Origin of the sequence: Oceanispirochaeta crateris, assembly GCF_008329965.1 — a bacterium.
Lineage (GTDB): Bacteria > Spirochaetota > Spirochaetia > DSM-2461 > DSM-2461 > Oceanispirochaeta > Oceanispirochaeta crateris.
The window spans coordinates 1,955,909-1,976,703 of sequence record NZ_CP036150.1 but is presented as its reverse complement, the minus strand read 5'-3'; the positions used below and the strand labels follow the sequence as shown (position 1 = coordinate 1,976,703).

Annotated in this window: 20 protein-coding genes and 1 riboswitch; of the genes, 11 read left to right on the top strand and 9 right to left on the bottom strand. The window is 45.2% G+C overall.

What is annotated here, in order from left to right; genetic code table 11:
* Nucleotides 1-72 precede the first annotated feature (72 nt).
* Nucleotides 73-1,350, top strand: a complete 1,278-nt coding sequence (locus tag EXM22_RS08990; protein WP_149486195.1) for an AGE family epimerase/isomerase — start codon at nucleotides 73-75, stop codon at nucleotides 1,348-1,350.
* 16 nt (nucleotides 1,351-1,366) lie between these two features.
* On the opposite strand, the gene EXM22_RS08985 is transcribed toward EXM22_RS08990, so the two are convergent.
* The gene (locus EXM22_RS08985; protein ID WP_149486194.1) at nucleotides 1,367-1,741 is read right to left on the bottom strand and encodes a VOC family protein; all 375 of its coding nucleotides are present in this window, start codon (nucleotides 1,739-1,741) and stop codon (nucleotides 1,367-1,369) included.
* Nucleotides 1,742-1,890: 149 nt separating this feature from the next.
* Between EXM22_RS08985 and EXM22_RS08980 the strand changes: the two genes are divergently transcribed.
* A complete protein-coding gene (locus EXM22_RS08980; RefSeq protein ID WP_149486193.1) occupies nucleotides 1,891-2,844 on the top strand; it encodes an aldo/keto reductase family protein in 954 nt (317 codons plus the stop codon).
* Here EXM22_RS08980 and EXM22_RS08975 read toward each other — a convergent pair.
* The 3 genes from EXM22_RS08975 to EXM22_RS08965 all read right to left on the bottom strand — a co-directional run bounded on the left by EXM22_RS08975 (nucleotide 2,836) and on the right by EXM22_RS08965 (nucleotide 6,273).
* On the bottom strand, nucleotides 2,836-3,978 hold the full coding sequence (locus tag EXM22_RS08975) for a Gfo/Idh/MocA family protein (RefSeq protein ID WP_149486192.1): 1,143 nt from the start codon (nucleotides 3,976-3,978) through the stop codon (nucleotides 2,836-2,838). The genes EXM22_RS08980 and EXM22_RS08975 overlap by 9 nt on opposite strands.
* A gap of 62 nt (nucleotides 3,979-4,040) precedes the next feature.
* Nucleotides 4,041-4,868, bottom strand: a complete 828-nt coding sequence (locus EXM22_RS08970; RefSeq protein ID WP_149486191.1) for a sugar phosphate isomerase/epimerase family protein — start codon at nucleotides 4,866-4,868, stop codon at nucleotides 4,041-4,043.
* Between the two features lie 13 nt (nucleotides 4,869-4,881).
* Nucleotides 4,882-6,273: a glycosyl hydrolase gene (locus tag EXM22_RS08965; protein WP_149486190.1), complete on the bottom strand. Its 1,392-nt coding sequence runs from the start codon at nucleotides 6,271-6,273 to the stop codon at nucleotides 4,882-4,884.
* 541 nt (nucleotides 6,274-6,814) lie between these two features.
* A riboswitch (TPP riboswitch) is annotated at nucleotides 6,815-6,912 on the top strand.
* A gap of 82 nt (nucleotides 6,913-6,994) precedes the next feature.
* Between EXM22_RS08965 and EXM22_RS08960 the strand changes: the two genes are divergently transcribed.
* From EXM22_RS08960 to ade, 8 genes are all read left to right on the top strand, one after another.
* Nucleotides 6,995-7,810: a hydroxyethylthiazole kinase gene (locus tag EXM22_RS08960; RefSeq protein WP_149486189.1), complete on the top strand. Its 816-nt coding sequence runs from the start codon at nucleotides 6,995-6,997 to the stop codon at nucleotides 7,808-7,810.
* The gene (gene thiD, locus EXM22_RS08955; protein ID WP_210411574.1) at nucleotides 7,807-8,634 is read left to right on the top strand and encodes a bifunctional hydroxymethylpyrimidine kinase/phosphomethylpyrimidine kinase; all 828 of its coding nucleotides are present in this window, start codon (nucleotides 7,807-7,809) and stop codon (nucleotides 8,632-8,634) included. The genes EXM22_RS08960 and thiD overlap by 4 nt, the downstream gene beginning before the upstream one ends.
* Nucleotides 8,635-8,637: 3 nt before the next feature.
* Nucleotides 8,638-10,032 (top strand): sodium:solute symporter family transporter, encoded by a 1,395-nt coding sequence (locus EXM22_RS08950; protein ID WP_149486187.1) that lies wholly within the window; start codon nucleotides 8,638-8,640, stop codon nucleotides 10,030-10,032.
* Nucleotides 10,025-10,618 carry a thiamine phosphate synthase gene (gene thiE / locus EXM22_RS08945; RefSeq protein ID WP_149486186.1) on the top strand — a complete coding sequence of 198 codons (594 nt, stop codon included), beginning with the start codon at nucleotides 10,025-10,027 and terminating at the stop codon, nucleotides 10,616-10,618. Before EXM22_RS08950 ends, thiE begins: the two co-directional genes overlap by 8 nt.
* Nucleotides 10,615-11,121, top strand: a complete 507-nt coding sequence (thiW, locus tag EXM22_RS08940; protein WP_149486185.1) for an energy coupling factor transporter S component ThiW — start codon at nucleotides 10,615-10,617, stop codon at nucleotides 11,119-11,121. The genes thiE and thiW overlap by 4 nt, the downstream gene beginning before the upstream one ends.
* On the top strand, nucleotides 11,093-12,421 hold the full coding sequence (locus EXM22_RS08935) for an ATP-binding cassette domain-containing protein (protein WP_149486184.1): 1,329 nt from the start codon (nucleotides 11,093-11,095) through the stop codon (nucleotides 12,419-12,421). Before thiW ends, EXM22_RS08935 begins: the two co-directional genes overlap by 29 nt.
* A complete protein-coding gene (locus EXM22_RS08930; protein ID WP_149486183.1) occupies nucleotides 12,411-12,959 on the top strand; it encodes a CbiQ family ECF transporter T component in 549 nt (182 codons plus the stop codon). Before EXM22_RS08935 ends, EXM22_RS08930 begins: the two co-directional genes overlap by 11 nt.
* Nucleotides 12,960-13,026: 67 nt before the next feature.
* Nucleotides 13,027-14,790 (top strand): adenine deaminase, encoded by a 1,764-nt coding sequence (gene ade / locus EXM22_RS08925; RefSeq protein WP_149486182.1) that lies wholly within the window; start codon nucleotides 13,027-13,029, stop codon nucleotides 14,788-14,790.
* A 6-nt stretch (nucleotides 14,791-14,796) separates the two neighbouring features.
* On the opposite strand, the gene EXM22_RS08920 is transcribed toward ade, so the two are convergent.
* The 4 genes from EXM22_RS08920 to EXM22_RS08905 all read right to left on the bottom strand — a co-directional run bounded on the left by EXM22_RS08920 (nucleotide 14,797) and on the right by EXM22_RS08905 (nucleotide 18,743).
* Complete coding sequence (locus EXM22_RS08920) at nucleotides 14,797-15,459, bottom strand: FecR family protein (RefSeq protein ID WP_149486181.1); 663 nt, start codon at nucleotides 15,457-15,459, stop codon at nucleotides 14,797-14,799.
* A 229-nt stretch (nucleotides 15,460-15,688) separates the two neighbouring features.
* Nucleotides 15,689-16,534: an ABC transporter permease gene (locus tag EXM22_RS08915; RefSeq protein WP_149486180.1), complete on the bottom strand. Its 846-nt coding sequence runs from the start codon at nucleotides 16,532-16,534 to the stop codon at nucleotides 15,689-15,691.
* On the bottom strand, nucleotides 16,527-17,789 hold the full coding sequence (locus EXM22_RS08910; RefSeq protein WP_149486179.1) for a quaternary amine ABC transporter ATP-binding protein: 1,263 nt from the start codon (nucleotides 17,787-17,789) through the stop codon (nucleotides 16,527-16,529). Before EXM22_RS08910 ends, EXM22_RS08915 begins: the two co-directional genes overlap by 8 nt.
* 9 nt (nucleotides 17,790-17,798) lie before the next feature.
* The gene (locus EXM22_RS08905) at nucleotides 17,799-18,743 is read right to left on the bottom strand and encodes an ABC transporter substrate-binding protein (protein ID WP_149486178.1); all 945 of its coding nucleotides are present in this window, start codon (nucleotides 18,741-18,743) and stop codon (nucleotides 17,799-17,801) included.
* 273 nt (nucleotides 18,744-19,016) lie between these two features.
* Between EXM22_RS08905 and EXM22_RS08900 the strand changes: the two genes are divergently transcribed.
* Nucleotides 19,017-19,553 (top strand): MarR family winged helix-turn-helix transcriptional regulator, encoded by a 537-nt coding sequence (locus EXM22_RS08900; RefSeq protein WP_149486177.1) that lies wholly within the window; start codon nucleotides 19,017-19,019, stop codon nucleotides 19,551-19,553.
* Between the two features lie 135 nt (nucleotides 19,554-19,688).
* Here the strand turns inward: EXM22_RS08900 and EXM22_RS08895 are convergent, their stop codons facing one another.
* Nucleotides 19,689-20,660 (bottom strand): hypothetical protein, encoded by a 972-nt coding sequence (locus tag EXM22_RS08895; RefSeq protein ID WP_149486176.1) that lies wholly within the window; start codon nucleotides 20,658-20,660, stop codon nucleotides 19,689-19,691.
* Nucleotides 20,661-20,795: the final 135 nt, after the last annotated feature.

Below are 20,795 nucleotides of genomic sequence, written 5' to 3'. Positions count from 1 at the left end.
AATTAAATTTATTGACAAGCTGTATTACAGGACATAATATGAAACCGATAACATTTAAAGAGGGGATACGCCATGGATCAATTAAAAATTAAAGAATGGAAAGAAGAGATGACTCACCATCTGATCAAGGAATTGCTCCCTTTCTGGCAAAGTCGTATCCTCGATGAAGTCCAAGGTGGATTTCTTACCCAATTCGATACAAATGGAGAAGATGCAGGTACAGATGAGAAATCCCTACTGGCTCATATGCGGAGTATTTATGCTTTTTCTTTGGTTCATCTACAGGGTTTTGATCCCGAAGGTCGGTTTTTAAGTCTAGCTAGGGAAGGTGTTCATTTTGCTGTTGATCACTATTGGGACAGTGAATTCGGTGGATTCTACTGGCTTTTTAACAGAAATAATGAAATCTTGATTGATCAAAAAATCGTCTATGGACATAGTTTTGCTATTTATGCCCTTGCTACATACACTCTAGCATCGGGAGACTCCCTAGGATTGGATTATGCGCAAAAGTGTTTTGATCTGATACAGATCTATGCCGTTGAGACTAGTCATGGTGGTTACTGGGAGATGTTTGAACGAGATTGGACTCTCTGCGGACCCGGCAGCGCGGGAGGGGACAGAAAAACTCTGGATGTTCATATGCATTTGATGGAGGCTCTTACGGCTCTTTATCTTTGTAGTGGAAAGGATGTGCATAAGAGGAAGCTGCAGGAGCTCATTGATCTTATTGTAGCCAGAATCATGCATCCAAAGTATGGTACGGGAATTCCTCAATTCTTTCAGGATTGGTCTGTCGCACCACAGATCAAGTTTGATATTATTTGGGGTTGGGACAGGTTTGAAGGGGAGATGCAGGAAAAAAGCAATACTCTGGACAATACTTCCTATGGTCATAACGTTGAGTTTTTTTGGTTGATGGCAGATGCTTTGAAAGCCTTAGGTATTAATCCTCACAAATATGATGAACTCTTTACTAAAATTTTGAATCATGCGTTATCAGCAGGAGTTGATTTTGAATTTGGAGGAGTCTATGTGGAAGGGTCTCATGATGGTAAAGAGGTTTATGATAAAGCTAAAGAGTTTTGGCAACAGGCTGAATTCTTAACCGGGATGCTTGATGCCTATCTCCTTTATGGTGATGAGAAATACCTAGAAGCTTATGAAAATATCCACAAATTTGTCATGAAACACATGATAAAACATGAAGTGGGTGAGTGGTGGCCTCTGTTGACCCGGGAAGGGACAGTTGTGTGGGAACATATGAGCCATTCCTGGAAAGTCAACTATCACACCATCAGGGCGGCAGTATTATCAGTAAAAAGACTTGAACGAATCTCTGCTTTATAGAAGAATCCCAATGGTATTAACTCGCAGGCTCAATATTCTCAACTAACTGAATCTTCATTCCATCGGGATCCTGAATGTATATAAATTTGATAAAGGGATTTGGCTGGAAAGGTCCCTCAAGAAGATCTATACCCTTATCCTTCATGGCATCCATAAAACCGTCGATGGAGTCCACTATGAATCCCATGGATATGTCCTTGCCAAAATGTATGTCCTGATTTTTCCGGTTGAACATCAGTTCTACCTGGGTTTCACCCTCAGCTAAGAAAGCTATTTCCATATCCGGATTTGGGCTCATTTTTCTAACGATCTTCAAACCCAGGACCTCTGTGTAAAATGCAAGAGATTTTTCCATATTGGAAACCTGTATCGTTGTCCAGCAGAATTTCATTGTGACCATCCTTTAATTTCAACAAATATTTTTATGAACCTTATTTCATTATGCATTATGAGAACCGTTTAATAAATACAAATTCTTCTTGACCTGGAGTTAACACCATCTCCTAAACTTAAATAGAAGAATGCAATCAAGGAGTTCATATGGAATATAGAAGAATTGGTAACACGGGTCTCAAGGTGAGTGAAATAGCCTATGGTTCCTGGTTGACCTTTGCCCATCAGGTGGAACTGGAGAATGGAAAAACAATTATCAATCGTGCCTTTGAATTGGGTATCAATTATTTTGATACGGCCGATGCCTATAATAGAGGTGAAGCAGAAGTTCTTTTGGGAGAAATTCTGCATCATTACAGTCGCAGCCGGTACATTGTTGCATCCAAGGCCTATTGGCCCATGAGCGACGCTCCCACAGACCGAGGGTTGAGTCGCAAGCATATAACGGATTCTGTTCATGCCAGCCTAGCAAGGTTAAGGCTCTCTTATCTGGATATCTTTTATTGTCACCGTTATGATCCTGAATCCCCCCTGAGTGAGACACTCGAAGCCATTAATGACTTAATACGCCAGGGCAAAATTCTGTATTGGGGAACCAGCGAATGGACAGCTGAGCAGATCAATGAAGCCAATCGGCTCTGCATTGAGAAGGGCTGGTCCAGGCCTTCGATTAATCAGCCGAATTACAGTCTCGTTAAAAGAAATATAGAGAAGGAAATTCTGCCTGCCTGCCTTGAAAACGGCATGGGTACGGCCAATTTTTCACCCCTGGCACAGGGAATCCTAACGGGAAAGTACTCGGGAGGAACCCTTCCCCCCGGAAGCCGTGCTGCTGATGAAAGCCTGAACAGCACGATGCAGAATCTTATTTCGGATAAAGAACTCCTATCCCGGGTTGACCGCCTGGCTCCCATAGCCAGTCAGTACGACCTAACAGTAGGGCAGCTCTCTCTGGCGTGGATATTGCAGAATCCAGGGATTTCATCACTGATCGTTGGCGCCTCTTCTGTGGAACAGCTGGAGAGCAATGTGAAGGCTTCCGGGGTTAAAATTGAGCCGGGGGATATGAAAAAAATGGATGCATTATTTCCCTTAGGCTAAGCTGGGCACATCCACCCATCTTCTTTCTTCCCAGGATTGAATGCCCAATTCTGCAAGCTGGACGCCCTTGGCTCCCTCTTTCAGGCTCCATTTAAAGGGTTCGTCTTCGACTACATGCCTTAAGAACATTTCCCACTGGACTTTAAAGGCATTTTCATAGGAATCCCTGGTGGGCATTTTTGTCCATCCCTTTTGAAAATCGACGGGACTGTCTATATCGGGATTCCAAACGGGTTTGGGAGTCTCTGCATCATGTTGTACGACACAGTCCCTCAGTCCTGCCACAGCAGATCCTCTGGAACCATCGACCTGAATGGTCAGCAGATCATCCCTGCGAACCCGTGTACACCAACTGGAATTAAACTGGCAAATCGTACCGTTTTTTAGTTTGAACGTCGCATAAGCCGCATCGTCGGCGGTTGTTTTGTAGGTCCTGCCCTGTTCATCCACTCTTTCGGGGATGTGAATAGCCCCTGTGGATGAAAGGCTCTCAATTTCTCCAAACAGATTATCGATGACATAACGCCAGTGGCAGAACATATCGATCATCATTCCGCCACCGTCTTCCTTTCTGTAGTTCCAGCTTGGTCTTTGAGCCGGCTGATCTTTGCCATCGAACACCCAATAGCCAAAATCGCCTTTGACGGAGTGGATCTTGCCGAAGAATCCCGTATTGATCAGATATTGCAGCTTCATTAATCCGGGTAGCCAGAGTTTATCCTGGACCACACCATTTTTTAAGCCTGCCTCTGTGGCTTCGTTGTACAGAGCCATTGCTTCTACTGTGGATACAGAGGTGGGTTTTTCGCAATAGATCGCTTTCCCTGCCGCTATGGCTTTGCGAACTCCTCCGGCTCTTAGTTCCGTCAGGGTACTGTCAAAATAAATCTGGTTATAAGAGTCCTCCAAGGCGGCATCAAGGTCTGTGCTGTAACGGGGGATATTATGCTCGTCGGCAAGACGCTTTAATTTGTTTTCGTTGCGGCCGATTAAGATGGGGTCGGGGATCAGGGTGGACCCGTCTTTTAAGAGAATCCCTCCTTCATCCCTGATGGCTTTTATAGATCTGATCAAATGCTGGTTGGTTCCCATCCTTCCTGTTACACCGTTCATAATAATACCAATTTTGTTCATATGCTTCTCCTTCCTGTCTTTCTGCATTCTTTCTTCGGCTAGAGTCTTCTCTCGCCAAAGGTTCAGGCAAAGTCTTTGTATGCTTGTATGATTTCTTCTAAAAAAGTTTTCTGATCTTTTTTCCAGTGGAGTTCAGAAAAAATTTCTACCTCTACATATCCCTTGAATCCCCCATTTTCTACCCAGGACCGTATTTCTCTGATGGGAGCAATTCCTTCTCCCATGAGCCCTCTGTCCAATAGGAAGTCAGTTGTAGGGTTTTTCCAGTCACAGGTATGAAAGGCCATTATATTGTCCGATTTTCCGGCCCTCTTTATCTCTTCCTGAAGATGGGGGTCCCACCAGAGATGGTATATATCCACGGCAATTCCTACATTCTTCAGGCAGAGGGTTTCGCACATATCATTGGCTTGTTCCATAGTGTTCACCGCCGATCTGCTGTCGGCATACATGGGGTGCAGGGGTTCAATCGCCAGCTTCACCCCTTTCTCCCGGGCATGACCATAGATGCGGGATATCCCCTCCATGATTTGCTGCCTTGATTCTTCAAGGGAGATATTTGGTTCTGATCCGCATACAAGGACGATATGAGGTGCACCCACATCAGCCGCTTCATCTATGAGCCTCAGATTATCTTCAATGGCAAGCTCTCTTTTCTCTGCTGTATCTCCAGGGAAGAATCCGCCGCGGCACATGCTGACTATGTTCAGTCCGGCATCTTGTATTCTTTTTCTAATGGTCTGTCTGTTACGATTTTCAAGGGCATCCCGCCAGAGTGTGATGCCCTGAACTCCCGCCCTGGCATAGTGTTCAATTGACTCCTCAATGGTCCAGGGTTTGGTTGTTATCGTGTGAATGCATAATTTTTCTAAATCTGTTAAATCATTCATTGTCTATCCTCAATTAAATATTAAAGAATTCAGGAACGGCCTTTCCAATTGCCATTTTCTGGAGATAAACTGCAGCTTCCAGGAGGTGGTAATCACCCCACATACAGCTTTCTCCGTTGGAGATAGCCTGTCCTTGTGCCACATGATCCCATCCGTTGGGTTGATGATAGATGCTGTGCAAGAGGAGTCCCTGATGATCTTTTTTCAGGCTGAGATATTCATCACTCAATAGAGTTTTCATCATGGTCGTTGCAGCACCGCTGTAGCGAAGTGATTTCTCTGGATCTGTTTCTTTCAAATAGGAGGCTAAGCGAAAGAGTCCCTGGACCGAAATAGCCGCCGACGATGAGTCTACAGGTTCATACCCATTGTAAGGATCGGCTGGTTTTTCTTTATAGTTCTTTATTTTATGGAGCTGCGGCGCCCCTGTATCCCAGTAGGGGATTCCGTCAGTGGGACTGTTTTCTATGATATGATCAGCCACGGCCTCGGCCACTTCCTTAAATCGTCGGAGAACTGTCTTTTTATCAGGGTAATAGGGCAGGTTTAAATTGCTTATTTCACTTTCATCCAGGGTGGATATAAACTCCAGCTGCTCAGCGAACCCTGTGAGAATCCAGGCCTGTCCCCTGGTCCATGTCGTAAAGGGTGAGTATCCCTGCTGGGAAGCAGGACAACGGTAGGAGCCACTATTCACATTGAAGATACTCTCATGAGCCACTCTTCCTCTTTCATCCCAGGTATCTCTTCCTTCTCCAAAATAGACATTGTACCGGGCTGTTGTTTCTGCATGACTTAAAAGCAGCTTGAGGAGGCTCGTTTTCTCATCCTGTTCGGACCATAAAAAATGACCCAGCTGATGGGATAATGCCAGTATGCGCATGGAGCGGATTGTATCGGCAAAAAGGCTGTGAGCCCCGTTGAATGAGGTCACATAGCCCAACTGACCCGGTAAATATGTAAACCGTTTTGCCTGAACAGCTCCGCTCAGTTTCAATGCCAGTATGTAATAATTCTTTTCCCACTCATTGGCTTCAATCTCTCCATTTTTCATGAAACGCAGTAAGTTGCCATAGCTGCTTATGTTGTTAAACCCATGGTCATGAACTCCAAAATGGGAGAGGTGAGGGGCCATTTTCTCCACTGTTTTTTCCCGTCCCCAATGGAGGCATTCCTGGTTCCCTGTCGCTTCAAAAGCGAGGAGGGCATTGCCATACATGAAGCCCTGAGTCCATTCTGTCCAGCCTCTGGAACTGTATTTTCCATTGATTGTGAATACGGGAGCTCCCTGATCTTCATCCCAATTTTTTTGGATCAGTTCTACCTTTTGAACTGCCAGATCAAAGAATCTGTTCAAGGGGAGAATGAATCCTTTTAGATCTTTCTCCTGTGTGATCTTAATCATAATCCGTTACTCCATTTTTTTCTTGTGTTGTTGCATGCAACTCTAAGCAATGGAGATTAAATTGTCAAATTATTGGGACCTTAAATGAACAAATTATATGCTTTATCACCAGTTGGAGGGTTTGCCTGTTTTCATCCAGTCCATGCCCTTGTTTTTACGGGTACATAAGGGGTGTGAAAATCTATTCTTTGGGAGAATCTCAAGGGTTTAGGTAGGTTTTGTCTCAATCTTTTCCGGGGTTTAGCAAGGGGATATTATTTAAAGTTACCGGAGTATCCTTCAAATTTAAAATGGCTCTGTTGATAAAAATATTATTTTGTAAAGTGTAAAAAGAGATTTTCGTCCTGTTCGAAATTGGGATCAACAAGATATTTTAAATCTACATAAAATATTCATATGTAAGAATATAATAGAATTTAAATGCAGCCTTTTATTGATTGATTTTGATGAAATAAGGACTGGTGATAATGAATAAATGTTTTAAACCATTAAAACATATGGACACCCTTTGACAATAAAATGATTCCTGTGGTATCAATTAATCATTCATCAGGGGTGCTTGTAAAATACAGGCTGAGATCAAACCCTTTGAACCTGATCTGTGTAATAACAGCGAAGGAAGTATGCGTCGGAACCCTTCTTTTCAAGTCTGTGATTTCCCGCTTTCGGGAAGAACGTGTCTGAACATACGCCGGTAAACTCCTCCTGATGACTGGAGACCATGGTGTATAAAACCTTTTTAAAAGCGATTAACCAGTCTAGACCAATTATTCATGTTTTGATGAATAATGTGACCAACCTTTTCGTTGCTGATGCTCTGCTGGCACTGGGCTGTAAACCGATTATGGCCTTTGATGCCCGGGAAACCGCTGGCGTGACCATCCAGTCTGACGGGTTGTGCATCAATACCGGGACGCCTCACAGGCATATCCAGGAGAGTTACAACCTTTCTTTGAGGAGTGCTTTAAGGAATAAAATCCCCCTGGTCCTGGACTTTCCCGGTGTGGGAAGCTCCCCGTTAAGGCAGGATATTGCCTTCCAACTTTTATCAATTCTCAAAGAAGAAGATCCTGATAATCTTGTCCCCAGAATCATCAGGGGCAACGCTTCGGAGATATACTGTTTAGCCGACGGAAAAAGCCATGGCGGTAGCATCGACAGCATCCATAACGCAGAAGACGTTGCCGGTATAACCCGGGGACTTCGCTCATTTGCATCCGCCCTGTGTATCAGCGGTCCAGAAAATTACATCCTAGGACAGTCCAGTTCTATCCTCCGGGGAGGGCATGCCCTCATGTCCCGGATCAGCGGATTCGGATGTGTCAGTTCGGCCCTGATGGCGGCCTTTCTATCCTGCTGTTCTGAGTTCCATACTCATGACTTTTCGGCAGATGCCGCCGCCGGAGTTTGTTCTTTCATGTCCGAATGCTCCAGTCGCATCACAGAGATTAATGGGCCGGCGGATTTCAAATTAAAATTCATCGATCAAATATATAACATCACAGAAGAATCAAATGATCAGGAGGTTCTATTTTGACTCATTTTCTCCATCCCGCTGTTCTGACTATTGCGGGAAGCGACTCCTCCGGTGGGGCAGGAGTTCAGGCAGATCTAAAAACGATGACTTCCCTTGGCTGTTACGGCATGACAGTTATTACGGCTTTGACCGCACAGAATACTCAGGGTGTTCAGGGAGTGTATCCAGTGTCGACCGAGGTAGTTCTGGCGCAGTTGAATGCTGTTTTTGAGGATATTCCTCCTGTAACGGTCAAGATCGGCATGCTCCACGATCAAGCTCTTATCGAGGGGCTTTATCACTTTTTAAAAGACAGAAATGTCAGGATTGTCTTGGATCCCGTAATGGTTGCAACAAGCGGTGATGTTCTTTTGGAACCCGATTCTCTACAATCGTTGCAAACACTCCTTTTTCCTCTGGCTTCCCTGATCACCCCCAATATTCATGAAATCGATCTTATCAGCGGAAAGAAGAACAGCTCGAAAGAGACAATGGGAGAATCCGCCCTGGCAATGGCCCACAAATGGGGCTCTCCCTTTCTCGTGAAGGGTGGGGATCTTCAGGGTTGCGGGACCTCTTCGGATGTCTTGGCTGTTCCCGGATCAGATCGTTTGCTGTGGTTTGAATCGGAGAGAGTCGAGACAAGGAATACCCATGGCACTGGCTGTACTCTGAGCTCTGCTGTCGCATCTCATCTTGCACTGGGATACTCCCTGGATGAAGCCGTTTCTCTGTCTAAAAAGTATATCAGTGCCGCGTTGGAACATGGCAAAAATCAGTCCTGGGGGCAGGGACGCGGGCCGGTCAATCACATGTGGAATCTTAAAAAAAGTATAAGGAGATAGACAATGATTTTAACAGCAAGCCTGGGGGGGATGGCCCTCCTGAGTTCTTTATTTGTGATCATGGGTTTTAAGGGGAAACCGGAGACTCTGGATGACTATATTACCCATAGAGGTAAGAGCAGCTCCCTTGTGGCGGGTTTTAGTCTGGCAGCTTCGGTGCTGGGTGGATGGATTCTGTTCAGTCCGGCGGAGACCGGAACCTGGGCGGGAATCAGTGGACTGATCGGGTATGCCTTCGGGCAGGCCATGCCGCTTTTCTTACTGGCTTTTTTCGGTCCGGTCCTGCTTAATCTCCTCCCCCGGGGGTATGGATTTAGTGACTATATTGCCTCTCGGTATGGAAGAAAAACAGCCTTTATGGCCAGCATTATCATGCTGTTCTACATGGGGACTTTTTTAAGTGCCGAACTGACAGCCATCGGACAGGTCATGGAATTCGCCTTTCGTATTCCTCTTTTGATCAGCTGCAGTCTCATTATGCTTCTGGTCTTTGCCTATGTGTTTAGAGGTGGGTTGGGTGCTTCTATAAAAACAGACAAAATCCAGCTTTATGTGCTGGTGCCACTTCTTTTAGCTCTTGCTACAGCTGTAGTATACGAACTTTCTATGAAGAACGGGTCTCTGGGAGATCAGATTCATGCGGCTGCGCCGGAGCTTCTCTCCTTTACCTTTATCCCCGGATGGAAATTCGGAATTGTTCTGTTTCTAGGAGTCACCTGCAGCAATCTCTTTCATCAGGGATTCTGGCAGAGGATCTATACGGTAAAAGAGAACCAATCTCAGAAAAATGCCTTTTTGCTGGGTGGAATTATCATCATCCCCCTCGTTCTTCTAGCAGGATTTTTTGGAATCTTTGCCCGTAGCGCTGGGACATTGAATCCTGCAGAACCCTCTTTGGCCGTGTTCAGCCTGCTCTCCCTGCTTTCTCCTCTTTTTACGGTCATCTTAGTACTTTTGGCCTTTCTGCTTGTTCTCAGCAGCATCGATACCCTCTTAAATGGTATTGTCAGTACCATTGTTTCCTGGAAGGGGATTGAAAAAGAAAGTCCTCATCAGTTGCTCAGAGCCCAATTTTTGACAGTTCTTATTGGCAGCATCGCTGTCTTTTTCGGTAGCCGGGGAGGGTCGGTTCTCTACTTATTCCTGCTGGCCGACTTGATCTGCTCCGCCTTTGCCTTTCCGCTTTTATACGGCCTTTTCAATAAGAATATAAGTGGAGGACAGTCCATGCTGGCCGGTTTTACGGCTATCATTCTGGGAGCCCCATTTTTCCCTGGACCCGATTTCAGTTCCTGGTCCGGTTTGCCAGCGGATATGTTTATTTCATTTCTTCTGGCTCTTTCAAGTGCCGCCATCATCTCTGTTTTTGCAGGATTAAGGAAAAATAAAAATGGCTGAATTATACGGTTTTGCATCAAATCTGGAAGAAGCTCAAATGCTGATGGCCGCAGGTGTCTCGGTCATTCAATATCGAAATAAAGGTCAGGATCATGACAGCCTGGTTTCCACAGTGAAAAAAATCATGACCCACTCCCATAGTTATCCTCATGTCCAAATTATTGTGAATGACAGTCTGGAGGCGGCTCTGGAATCGGCGGCCCATGGGGTTCATCTGGGACAGGATGATGGTGATTATAAGAGTATTTGTAAACAATATGCACAAAAACTCATGATTGGTGTTTCTGTTGATACTGTCCAGGAGGCGATAGAAGCCGAACAAGCGGGCGCTCATTCCATTGGGGCTGGAGCCGTTTTCGGTTCATTGACAAAACCGGAGGCACCCCATATGGGAGTTCCCCTTCTTAAAGAGATCTGCCGCAGTGTTTCTGTTCCGGTCAGTGCCATCGGTGGTATTACACTCGAAAATCTGGATGAGGTCATGCAGGCCGGAGCATCCTACATCTGCGTTATTTCCGATATCATGGGCAGGGATGAGCCGGAGTTACGGATTCAGGAGTACCTGAAAAAACTGGAGGAAGGATGAGCAAAAAAAATATTAAGCAAATCGCTCATGTGATCGTCTTTATGGCACTGGCTATTGCCCTGTCTCCTTTCACAAGTCTTCCCATCGGTATAGCCAAAATCAATCCGACCCAGCATTTTGTAAATGTTTTTCTGGCTGTTTTGGTTACGACACGAATGAATGTGGCCGCTGCCGCAGGAGTCTCTCTCATCCGCAATGCCCTGGGTCTGGGAACCCTTTTGGCTTTTCCGGGCAGTATGATCGGTGCCTTCTTGTCTGGTTTGGCCTTTCGAATGACCAGAAAAATCTCTGCAGCGGTCCTAGGAGAAATCATTGGGACAGGACTGATTGCTCCACTTTTAAGCAGCTTCCTCATAGCCCCTGGAATCATGGGGAAGGAAATCGGGTTTATGGCTCTGCTCCCTGGCTTCCTGCTCAGTTCTATCTCCGGTAGTTTATTGGCTTTTATTGTTCTTCTCAGATTGGAAAAAGCGCATGTTATCCATACAGAACCTGTCATTTAAGAATAGGAGGGAAATCTTTACTGGGCTGAATCTTACAGTCAAGCGGGGAGATTTCCTCTATCTGGGAGGACCTAATGGTGCGGGGAAAACCAGTTTACTCCGGATCATAGCCGGGCTTGTTCCATCAGTATATCCGGGTATCGTTGAAGGAACCCTTCTGTATCAAAATGAACCTCTTAAAGGAGGTGGAAAGAATCTCTGTCTTACAGGTCCCTGGGCAGCGGCCCGACTCTTTTGCAGAACCGTATGGGAGGAGGTTTGTTTTTCTCCTTCCGCCTCGAGCGAAAGAGCTGAATCTTTATTGAAGTATTTTGAGATTGAGCATCTGAAAGACCGCAACCCGCAGAGCCTCTCAGGAGGGGAGCAGCAGCTTGTCCTGATCTGTGCCTACCTCAGCTCAGATCCTGATCTGATCCTTCTGGATGAATCCTTTGCTCCCTTATCCGCAGATAAGGGAGAGTTATTGGCTGATCTTCTTCTTGAAAAACACAGACTTGGAAAAACCATCCTTATGGTGGAACACAGCCTCCCTGCATCCCTGGCAGGATATGTCCGTTCCTTTGTGCTGAATCCTGAAAAAAAACGAAACAAGGGGATCAAGTTCCCTCCCATGCCCGAAGGACACAATGGTCCTTCCAGTGAAGTCTCTTCCCTCCTCTCCATACAGAGCTTGGTTGTGGATCTCCCCCAGGGACCCAGGTTCTGTTTTGAAGATTTATTTCTACCCCCCGGGGGGCTCATTCATCTGAGAGGGCCCGTTGGTTCTGGAAAAAGCACGTTGATCCGGGCCATCACCTGCCTGCAACCCAGCCGGGGAGATCTCCGTCTTGGAACCATAGATCTTCGGTCCTTGAAGAGGCGGGAGTTCTGCAAGAGGATTTCTGTGGTCCTTCAGTCTCCAGACAGCCAGTTTTTCTGCAATACCGTAGAAGAAGAGCTTTCCTATTCTGCTTCAATTCTGAAGATAAAAGATGATGAGTATTTGCAGTTTCTGTGTGACATATTTGAACTGGGGCATACCCTGCATCAGAGTCCATTTTCATTGAGTCATGGAGAAAAGAAAAAATGTCAGCTTGTGGCTGCCCTATTGTTAAAACCGGAGGTTCTGATTCTGGATGAAGCGGATGCACATCTGGATGAACAGGGTGTGAAAATATTAGTGAAGGTTTTTGAGAAGCTTCTGGACAGAGGGACGGGGATACTCTTTACCAGTCACAACGGGGACTTTGTTGAATTTTTAAAGGACTCTTCCCATTCCGTCGCCGATTACTGCCTTAAGGGAGCTTCTGTTGAAATTTAAACTCTTATTTCTTCTATCCATAGTTCTTATGGGGCTTCAGCTTATCATCCCCAAAAGTGGGTTCCTGCTCATTCCCTTTATTATCGCTGGTCTGATTGTGAGGAACAGGAAGGCTCTGGTATCATACCTTCGTTTTTTAGTTCCCACATCCCTTTTCCTTTTGATTTTATACTTCTTATTCGGGCATTTTAAGGATGGTATCCATACTGTAATACTCCTCGCTTCCATCAGTCTCAGCCTTCAAGTTTACCTCTCATTCTACAAGGATCTGTCTCTTTATGACCTTCTCGTGGAGACGGGCTTTCCTAAAAAAATTGCCTTTATTCTCTATGGCGCTCTCAATTATACTTTATTTATAAAACCAGTTATCGATGAAATTCAGGATGCACAGCGTCTCAGAGGGATCGAAATACCCCATGGGATGAGAAGAGTCTTCTATTTTCATATTTTTCTTATCCCTCTGATGGTCCGTCTTCTCAAGGGAGCCGAGCATCTGGCGGAATCTCTTTACTTGAGGTCCTATGAGGATCTTCACTGAATATGATATGATTTCTCTGGCTTAACAAGATAGAAAATTGTGCTGACCTAAGGGAGAAAAGAGTGTTATGAATACAAGACTGGAGCATTTAAAGCAAGAATTATGGGCATCATCGGGAAAAGAAGAGGCCGATCTCTATATTCATAATATCCGTATCCTGAATGTCTTCACTGAAGAGATCAAGGAAGGCTCACTTGTAATCAAAAATGGCAGGATTGTGGCTCTTTCTCCAGGATGGGAGGTCAAGGCAAAACAGAGATATGATGGACAAGGCATGACGGCTATTCCCGGTTTTATGGATAGCCATATTCATATTGAAACCACCCTGCTGACACCGGAAGCTCTTGCAACAGTCATTGTGCCCTGGGGTACTACGACCTTGTTTGTAGACGCCATGGAGATTGCCAATGTTGCCGGGATTAGGGGGCTTAATGACCTTCTCAGGGAGAAAGAAGAGCTTCCTTTCCGTCTCTTTATGGAGGTTCCCTCAAGGGTGCCCACTGCACCCGGACTCGAGACCACTGGCGGAGTTCTGGGAGTTGAAGAAGTTTCACATCTCTTAAAGGAATCCAATGCGGTCAGCCTGGGAGAATTGGACCCTCCCAAGGTTCTAAATGTTATGGATGATTACCTCAGGAAAATTCTGAGTGCCAGAGAGCAGGGCCGGATCTGTAATGGCCATGCCATCGGTTTGGAATGGGACGATCTGAATACCTATGCGGCGGCAGGTCTTTCCGATGACCATGAGTCTGTGGAGTTTCAAGAGCTGAAAGATCGTCTGTCTCTGGGAATCCGGGCCTTGATTAGGGAGGGAAGCAGTGAGAGGAATCTGGACGCCCTTATCACAGGCGTTTTGGATCATGATCTTCCAACGGAGGACCTGCTCTTTTGTACGGATGACAAGCATGTGAATGATATCGTCCGTGAGGGGCATATTAGCTATAATGTTCAACGTTCCATCGATCTGGGAATGAATCCCATCAAAGCCGTTAAAATAGCAACCATCAACGCCGCACGACATTTCCGCCTGGATCATGAACTGGGTTCTCTTACCCCGGGACGATTTGCGGATATTCTGCTAGTTCCGGATATGAAAACGATGAAACCTCAAGCCGTTTTTAAGGGAGGCCGTCTTGTTGCCGAAAAAGGAAACATCCTAGAAGAGCAGAAGGGCCTCTATCCTGCATACCTGAATCATACAGTGACTCTCCAGAGTGATTTAACTGCCGATGATTTTGCCCTGAAGGCCGAGGGACATAAGGCCCTTGTCCGGGTCATCGATATGATTCCCGATCAAATCATCAATACACAGAGCCGTCACTGGCTCAAGATTGACGGGGGGAGTGTCTGCCCTGATGTTTTACAGGATATTCTCATGCTCGCTGTGGTTGAGCGTTATGGGAAGAATGGACAGATCGGTAAGGGCTTTGTTCGAGGCTTTCAGCTGGAGAAAGGAGCCCTGGCTTCGTCGGTTTCCCACGACCATCATAATATTGTTGTTGTGGGAACAAATCTCGAGGATATGCTTCTGGCCGCCCGGGAGCTTGAGAGGACACAGGGCGGGTTTGCCGCAGCCTGGAATGGAGAGATTCTGGATTCTATAGCTCTGCCTATTGGAGGACTTATGAGTCCCGATTCTGCCGGGGAGGTTATGGAACAGATGAACAGAGTCAATGAAGCTGTCCGAGGATTGGGTTGCCCCATGTCAGCTCCCTTCATGTCGCTGTCTTTCATCTCCCTTCCCACGGTCCCTCAGTTAGGTTTGACAGATCTGGGATTAGTCGATGTTTTAAATCACAGCCTTGTTCCTGTGGTGTTGAAGACGGAGTAATTGCCTCTAGAAAAAATTCCGGTTCCGGGAGTCCGAATAAGCGTCCAGAAGATCCAATTCGTCTCTGACATTCCCTGCCTCAGGGTCTGTGTTCCAGTTCAGGTCTTTTGTCCACTCATAGGCTTCGGGAGGAGTAAGCTCCTTTCCACCAAGAATATTAATCCCTTCGCCTTCATTCACCAGGACTGAATCCTTACTTCCGGCTATGGCAACCTCAACAGTTCCGTCATTCACACAGAGCCAGATATCGGAAGCCTCATTCTCTGTCTTTCCAAAGGCTACAAAAAATTCAGTGCCTCTAACTCCTGCCACGACTGATTCGGTTCTAATTTCAAATCTCCCATTGACAATATGGTCCACTCTTGAGAAAACACCGCCTTTCTTCAGTTCCAGCCTTGTATTGTGGCTCAAGTTTTCCAGTTTCAGACTGCTGTTTTCCTTCATTTTAAGAATCCTTCCGCCTTCCAGGTCCAGAATGGCAAGAGAGTCATTCTGAGTCAGAACGATATCACCCTGTTCCAGTTCCATGCCAAAATCTCCCTCCAGGCGATCGTTGTCTCTGAGAATGACAACATCACCTTCCAGATATTCCAGAAGATTCTCTGCGCTGATATTCAAAGGGCTGGATATAAATAACACTATCAATAAGAGTCTTGGGTACCATTTCATAAATTATCTCCTTACTATACCGAAGCTAACTGTACCGAAGTTATCAGGATAGTTAGGCTTTAAGTATTCACCGTCAGAGGCATTAAAAAGATTATAATCTAGAAAAAGCAAAAATAGTAGTAAATATGTAATGTATGGAGGCTCTAAAGCTAACAGTCGGGAAGTGGGGGCATATATGCTGTTGGAAATAAAAAGGCAGATATATGATTTACATATATCTGCCGTTTGTTTATTTCTTAGATTCAGAAAAGGAATGGGTAATTCTGTCGATGATGATCGCCAGAAATACAATGGAGATTCCGGCTTCAAAACCTCTACCGACTTCAATCCGGTTGATGGCCAAAAGGACTTCCATCCCCAGACCCTTGGCTCCGATCATGGAACCAATAACAACCATGGCCAGGGCCATCATTGTCGTCTGGTTGATTCCAACCATGATAGATGGTTTGGCCAGCGGGAGCTGCACATCAAATAAAACCTGCATCGGGGTCGCTCCAAAGGCTTTTGAGGCTTCCACGGCTTCTTTATCTACGGTTCTGATACCGACATTGGTCAATCGGATGACCGGAGGCACCGCATAAATAATGGTGGCAAACATGGCTGGAACTTTTCCCATTCCAAAGAACATGAGGGCTGGAATAAGGTAGACAAAACTGGGCATGGTCTGCATTCCGTCCAGAAGTGGTTTCAGGATGGATTCTCCTCTATCGCTCCGAGCCATATGAATTCCCAGAGGGATTCCAATAAGGAGTGAGAAAAAGACCGATGCTATAACAAGGCTGAGTGTTCTCATAGCCAGTTCCCAGTATCCGAAAGTACCGATCATAAACATTAGGATCATGAAAACAATCCCAGTTTTCAATTTACCCACAAGTTTCCATCCAGCCAGTCCTACAAGAAGGATAATGATAAACCAGGGGATAAAGAGGAAAAGACGTTCAATTCCTGCTACAACCTGAAGTATGATAAATCCAATGGCATCAAAAAAACCACTCAGGTTTTCTAACAGCCAGGTCATGCCTTGGTCTATCCATTTAGCCAGGGGGATTCCTACAATATCAGGGAATTCAATCATTGCTGTCTCCTTCATTGTAGGGAGTGATAGATTCGAAGATCTGGTCAGTTGTCACTTTTCCCTTGAATCTCCCCAGTTCATCCACGACAGGAATGGGGTAGGGGTTTTCATTGACTATGGAAAACATGTCTTCCAAAATTGTATCTTCTGTCACGGTGGGTACCTTCCGAATAATGGAATCGGGTATCCCGCCCTTATAATCTTTGTTTTCAAGTAAATCGTTTAGTTTTACTTCTGTTGTTATCCCCAAGAATTTTCTGGCCTTATTTACAACAAAGGCCGAACGACGGTTGTTGGAGAGCAGGAGAGTCTGTGCTGTTTTGGCACCTTCCCAGTCATAAAGGATGATCTTGGGTTCTTCCATGATGCTTCCGGCGGTTAAAACCTTGGCAGGTGAAGCGTCCCGTACAAATTCCTGAACATAATCATTGGCAGGGTGTGTCACAATATCTTCGGGTGTTCCTTCTTGAACGACCTCGCCATTTCTCATAATGGCAATTTTATCACCCAGCTTGAGGGCTTCGTGAAGGTCGTGAGTCACAAAGATAATCGTCTTTTTCAGAGTTTCCTGGAGTTCTACCAGTTCATCCTGCATCTGTCTGCGGATGAGTGGGTCGAGGCCGCTAAAAGGTTCATCCATAAGGAGAATGTCCGGCTCGTTGGCAAGAGCTCTGGCAAGGCCTACGCGCTGCTGCATTCCTCCGCTCAAGGAGCCTGGATAGTAATCTTCCCAGCCTTTGAGTCCAACTGTCTCAAGAGTTCTCATGGCTTTGGCGTAACGCTCGCCTTTTGACATGCCTTTGACCTTCAGGCCATAGGCTGCATTGTCCAGGACAGTCAGATGCGGCAGGAGGCCGTAATGCTGAAAGACCATTCCAAAGGTATTTCGTCTGAACTGGAGGAGTTGTTCCAGATTCATTTTCGTCACATTTTTACCATTGATTGTGATAGAGCCACTAGTGGGATTTACGAGGCGGATGAGATTTCTGACAAGGGTTGATTTACCGCTTCCGGATAAGCCCATCAGAATGTAAAACTGACCTTTTTCGATATTCAGGTTGATATTGCGCATACCGACAATACAACCGGTTTTTTTCTGTATTTCTTCTTTTGATTTATTGCGAATGTCTTTCTTCAGAATCCTTTTAGGGTCTCTGCCGTAGATCTTCCATAAATCCTTGATGATGATTTGAGGGGAATCACTCCCCCCGGGTTGAACATTTGAATGTTCAGCCTCAAGAGTCGTATCTGTCATTGATTTTCCTTAAAGAGCCGCTTTTACTTTTTCGGCAACTTCAGAAGAGACCCACTTGGTCCAAACTTCTTCGTTGTTCTTCAAGAACCATTCGGCAGTCTGTTGTGTGTCCCAACCTTCTGCATCCATTTTCGCCAGGAACTGGTTGTTCTGATCAACAGTGGTAGAATATTTTTTCAACATCTCTACAACATCAGGTGCTTTTTCAAGCATGGATTTGTTCACGAGGATATTGACTGCTGCTGCAGGGTATTCAGTTCCAGGAAGACGGATCATATCCAGTTTTCCAAGGACGGCTGTTGGTGCCCAGTAGTATCCAACCCAGGGTTCTTTTTTGGCATAAGCCCCAACCATGGTACCTGCAAGGGCTGTTCCGGATCCGGCAACTCCCAGGTTAAATGTTTCAGACAGGTTATGTTCTTCATAGAAGTCTTCAGAAATGGCTAACTGACCCCATCCTGCAACACCACCGTAGATGATTCCTTTGGAAGAATCTTCGGGATCTGTAAAAAGATCAGCATACTGGGGAAGGTCGTCAATTGATTTTAGGTTAGGTGCCTGTGCATCTGGACCTTCAACAAGGTAGCGGGGAACCCACCAGCCCTGAGGTGCATCGGGCATATTTTTACCAAGATCCACCATGTCACCGGAATTGATTCCCTTTTCATAGATCTCATAAACATTGTTATGCCAGGATTCCATATCTACATCAATGTCACCTCGGATAACTCCGTTGATGACAGGCATGGTATCTCCAGGAATAAAATCTGCTTTATAGCCTGTGTATCCGTTTTCGATGATGAATGCTACAATTCTGTTATGAACCTGGACACTGTCCCAGGATACATCTCCAAATACGATGGTTGTGGTATCGTTGTCCTTCTGACCTTCAGCAGTCAGGGAGAACGAAAACATCAGGAGTAACACCTGAATTATTAAAATACTCTTTTTCATAGTAACCTCTTTGTAGTTGTAATTTCATTAGTACTCTAAGTGATATATTTATTTTAGTCAAACGTATATTAGAAAATAATAGTGCTTAGTAAGTAATTAATTCATTTTTATGTCAATTTAAGAGTTGAAAACAGTAACTTAAGGGAATATTAAGGCAAATTAATACAAATATTGTTTATGATTCAAAACATTAGTGGAATAACTATGTGGATACTTTACAGGGTATCATTTTGAGTGATATTGTGATGCCTAACACAGGAATGAGGGGAGAAAATGGATCAGCTGAATAATGCAGATACTGTTGTTTCTACACTGAGACAAATTATTCGGGTCATTGACCTGCAGTCAAAAAAATTGACAAAACGCTATGGCATCACCGGTCCTCAGCTGATTGTTTTGAAAGAGATCTATAAGGGAGCAGACAGGCCCATATCTACCATAGCCAGAGAGGTCAGTCTCTCTCAGGCTACGGTCACCAGCATTCTTGACCGTCTTGAACAGCAGGGCTTTGCCCACAGACAAAGGAGTTCTCAGGATAAAAGGAAAGTGAATATTTTGCTGACCGAGAAGTCCCAGAAAATCTTGGATACAAATCCATCCTTGTTTCAGGAAGAATTCACAGAAGAGTTTGAAAAATTGGCAGATTGGGAAAAGAATATGATTCTTTCTTCTCTACAGCGTCTAGTCACCATGCTCAATGGTGAAAAATTAAAATCACCTCCTGTTTTGGTCAGCGGGCCTCTTTCAGCATCTTCTCAGGATGTTGAACGCTTTTTGGGTGAAGAGATAACCGAGAAACATTTGGAATAGACTTCAAGGTTGATCCTGCACCGCAGAGAGTCGGGATTTACCGGAGACATAAAAATCATTTATAAATTAAAAAACCCCCATGATCAGGATGTTCCTCCCGATCATGGGGGTTTTATTTAAATAAGCTGAAACAACTCAGTATTGAATTCTCACATTTGTAGTCATGCCCATAGTCTGAGAGGTCACTCCGTAAAGTAAGCCCACATCCAGTTTCAGGACAAATAGGTTAAAACCCACACCCCCGAAGACCCTGAAAGATCCACCGTTGATTTTAGATATGACGTTCAGGCCGCCATCATCGATGGATACCCCTGTTGCATCCTCCAGCTGGCTTATTTCACTTTGAGTGATTTCATGACCATCCACTGTTACTGTGGCGGCAGATATTCCTCCTCCTGCCTCAGATATTCCATAGGAGTATCCTGCACCGGCGGAGAGGTTCATGATCAGGAGTTTTTTGCTGACCTGTGCCTTGAAATCCAGTATATTGGAACTCCATTTGTAGTACATGTCAGAGTCACTGAGAACCAGATTTGATGCTCCTATTCCGGTTCCTGAAATATCGACTGTTTGAGAGTCTATGGGAGAAATGATGTCTCCGCTTAACCAGGTATATCCCACTCCTAGGGATATTTCCGGTAGGGGGCCTTTGCCTTCCATTACCGCCCATCTTGCATCTATTCCAACCATTTGAAATCCTACGGATATTGAATCTAAAGGAATGGTCTCCGGGTTGAGAGCCCCGAATTTAACACCAATGTCCATGGGGAGGAGGGGAATGCCCAATCGCGCGTCCAGGGAGTACATGGGTAGGGGTACACCCAAGCTTGAGAAATCTTCAAGCCCCGATTCCCCTGTTAGTGAAGAAAATTGTTCAAAGGCTTCAGAGGGCAGAAACACAGCCCCTGCAGTAAGACCGACGCCGAAGTGTGGAAAACTACCGGAGTAGGCATCATTCCAGTTCAGACCCATGTTGGCTGCCAGGGGAAGAGCTTGGACTGTTTCATCTGCAAAGCTCTTAAAACTGTCTTCTACATCAGCCAGGTCATATGCGCTCAAAGATATTGTCATCATGACAGTGAAAAAAATAATAAAAAAATTCTTCATCTTAAATCTCCTAATCGTTCTTATTAAATTACTATGTGCATAATATAATATCAAAACAGTAATTAATCTCTATTTTAGAATGTATTTCCTAATTGTTGTTTCAACCCTGGAGTATGGGAACAGCTCTCCTGTGTT

Bases quoted from the DNA above. Each gene is read 5' to 3' on its own strand.
- EXM22_RS08990 (WP_149486195.1), top strand. From the start codon at position 73: ATGGATCAATTAAAAATTAAAGAATGGAAAGAAGAGATGACTCACCAT.
- EXM22_RS08985 (WP_149486194.1), bottom strand. From the start codon at position 1,741: ATGAAATTCTGCTGGACAACGATACAGGTTTCCAATATGGAAAAATCT.
- EXM22_RS08980 (WP_149486193.1), top strand. From the start codon at position 1,891: ATGGAATATAGAAGAATTGGTAACACGGGTCTCAAGGTGAGTGAAATA.
- EXM22_RS08975 (WP_149486192.1), bottom strand. From the start codon at position 3,978: ATGAACAAAATTGGTATTATTATGAACGGTGTAACAGGAAGGATGGGA.
- EXM22_RS08970 (WP_149486191.1), bottom strand. From the start codon at position 4,868: ATGAATGATTTAACAGATTTAGAAAAATTATGCATTCACACGATAACA.
- EXM22_RS08965 (WP_149486190.1), bottom strand. From the start codon at position 6,273: ATGATTAAGATCACACAGGAGAAAGATCTAAAAGGATTCATTCTCCCC.
- EXM22_RS08960 (WP_149486189.1), top strand. From the start codon at position 6,995: ATGGTGTATAAAACCTTTTTAAAAGCGATTAACCAGTCTAGACCAATT.
- EXM22_RS08950 (WP_149486187.1), top strand. From the start codon at position 8,638: ATGATTTTAACAGCAAGCCTGGGGGGGATGGCCCTCCTGAGTTCTTTA.
- thiE (WP_149486186.1), top strand. From the start codon at position 10,025: ATGGCTGAATTATACGGTTTTGCATCAAATCTGGAAGAAGCTCAAATG.
- thiW (WP_149486185.1), top strand. From the start codon at position 10,615: ATGAGCAAAAAAAATATTAAGCAAATCGCTCATGTGATCGTCTTTATG.
- EXM22_RS08935 (WP_149486184.1), top strand. From the start codon at position 11,093: ATGTTATCCATACAGAACCTGTCATTTAAGAATAGGAGGGAAATCTTT.
- ade (WP_149486182.1), top strand. From the start codon at position 13,027: ATGAATACAAGACTGGAGCATTTAAAGCAAGAATTATGGGCATCATCG.
- EXM22_RS08920 (WP_149486181.1), bottom strand. From the start codon at position 15,459: ATGAAATGGTACCCAAGACTCTTATTGATAGTGTTATTTATATCCAGC.
- EXM22_RS08915 (WP_149486180.1), bottom strand. From the start codon at position 16,534: ATGATTGAATTCCCTGATATTGTAGGAATCCCCCTGGCTAAATGGATA.
- EXM22_RS08910 (WP_149486179.1), bottom strand. From the start codon at position 17,789: ATGACAGATACGACTCTTGAGGCTGAACATTCAAATGTTCAACCCGGG.
- EXM22_RS08905 (WP_149486178.1), bottom strand. From the start codon at position 18,743: ATGAAAAAGAGTATTTTAATAATTCAGGTGTTACTCCTGATGTTTTCG.
- EXM22_RS08900 (WP_149486177.1), top strand. From the start codon at position 19,017: ATGGATCAGCTGAATAATGCAGATACTGTTGTTTCTACACTGAGACAA.
- EXM22_RS08895 (WP_149486176.1), bottom strand. From the start codon at position 20,660: ATGAAGAATTTTTTTATTATTTTTTTCACTGTCATGATGACAATATCT.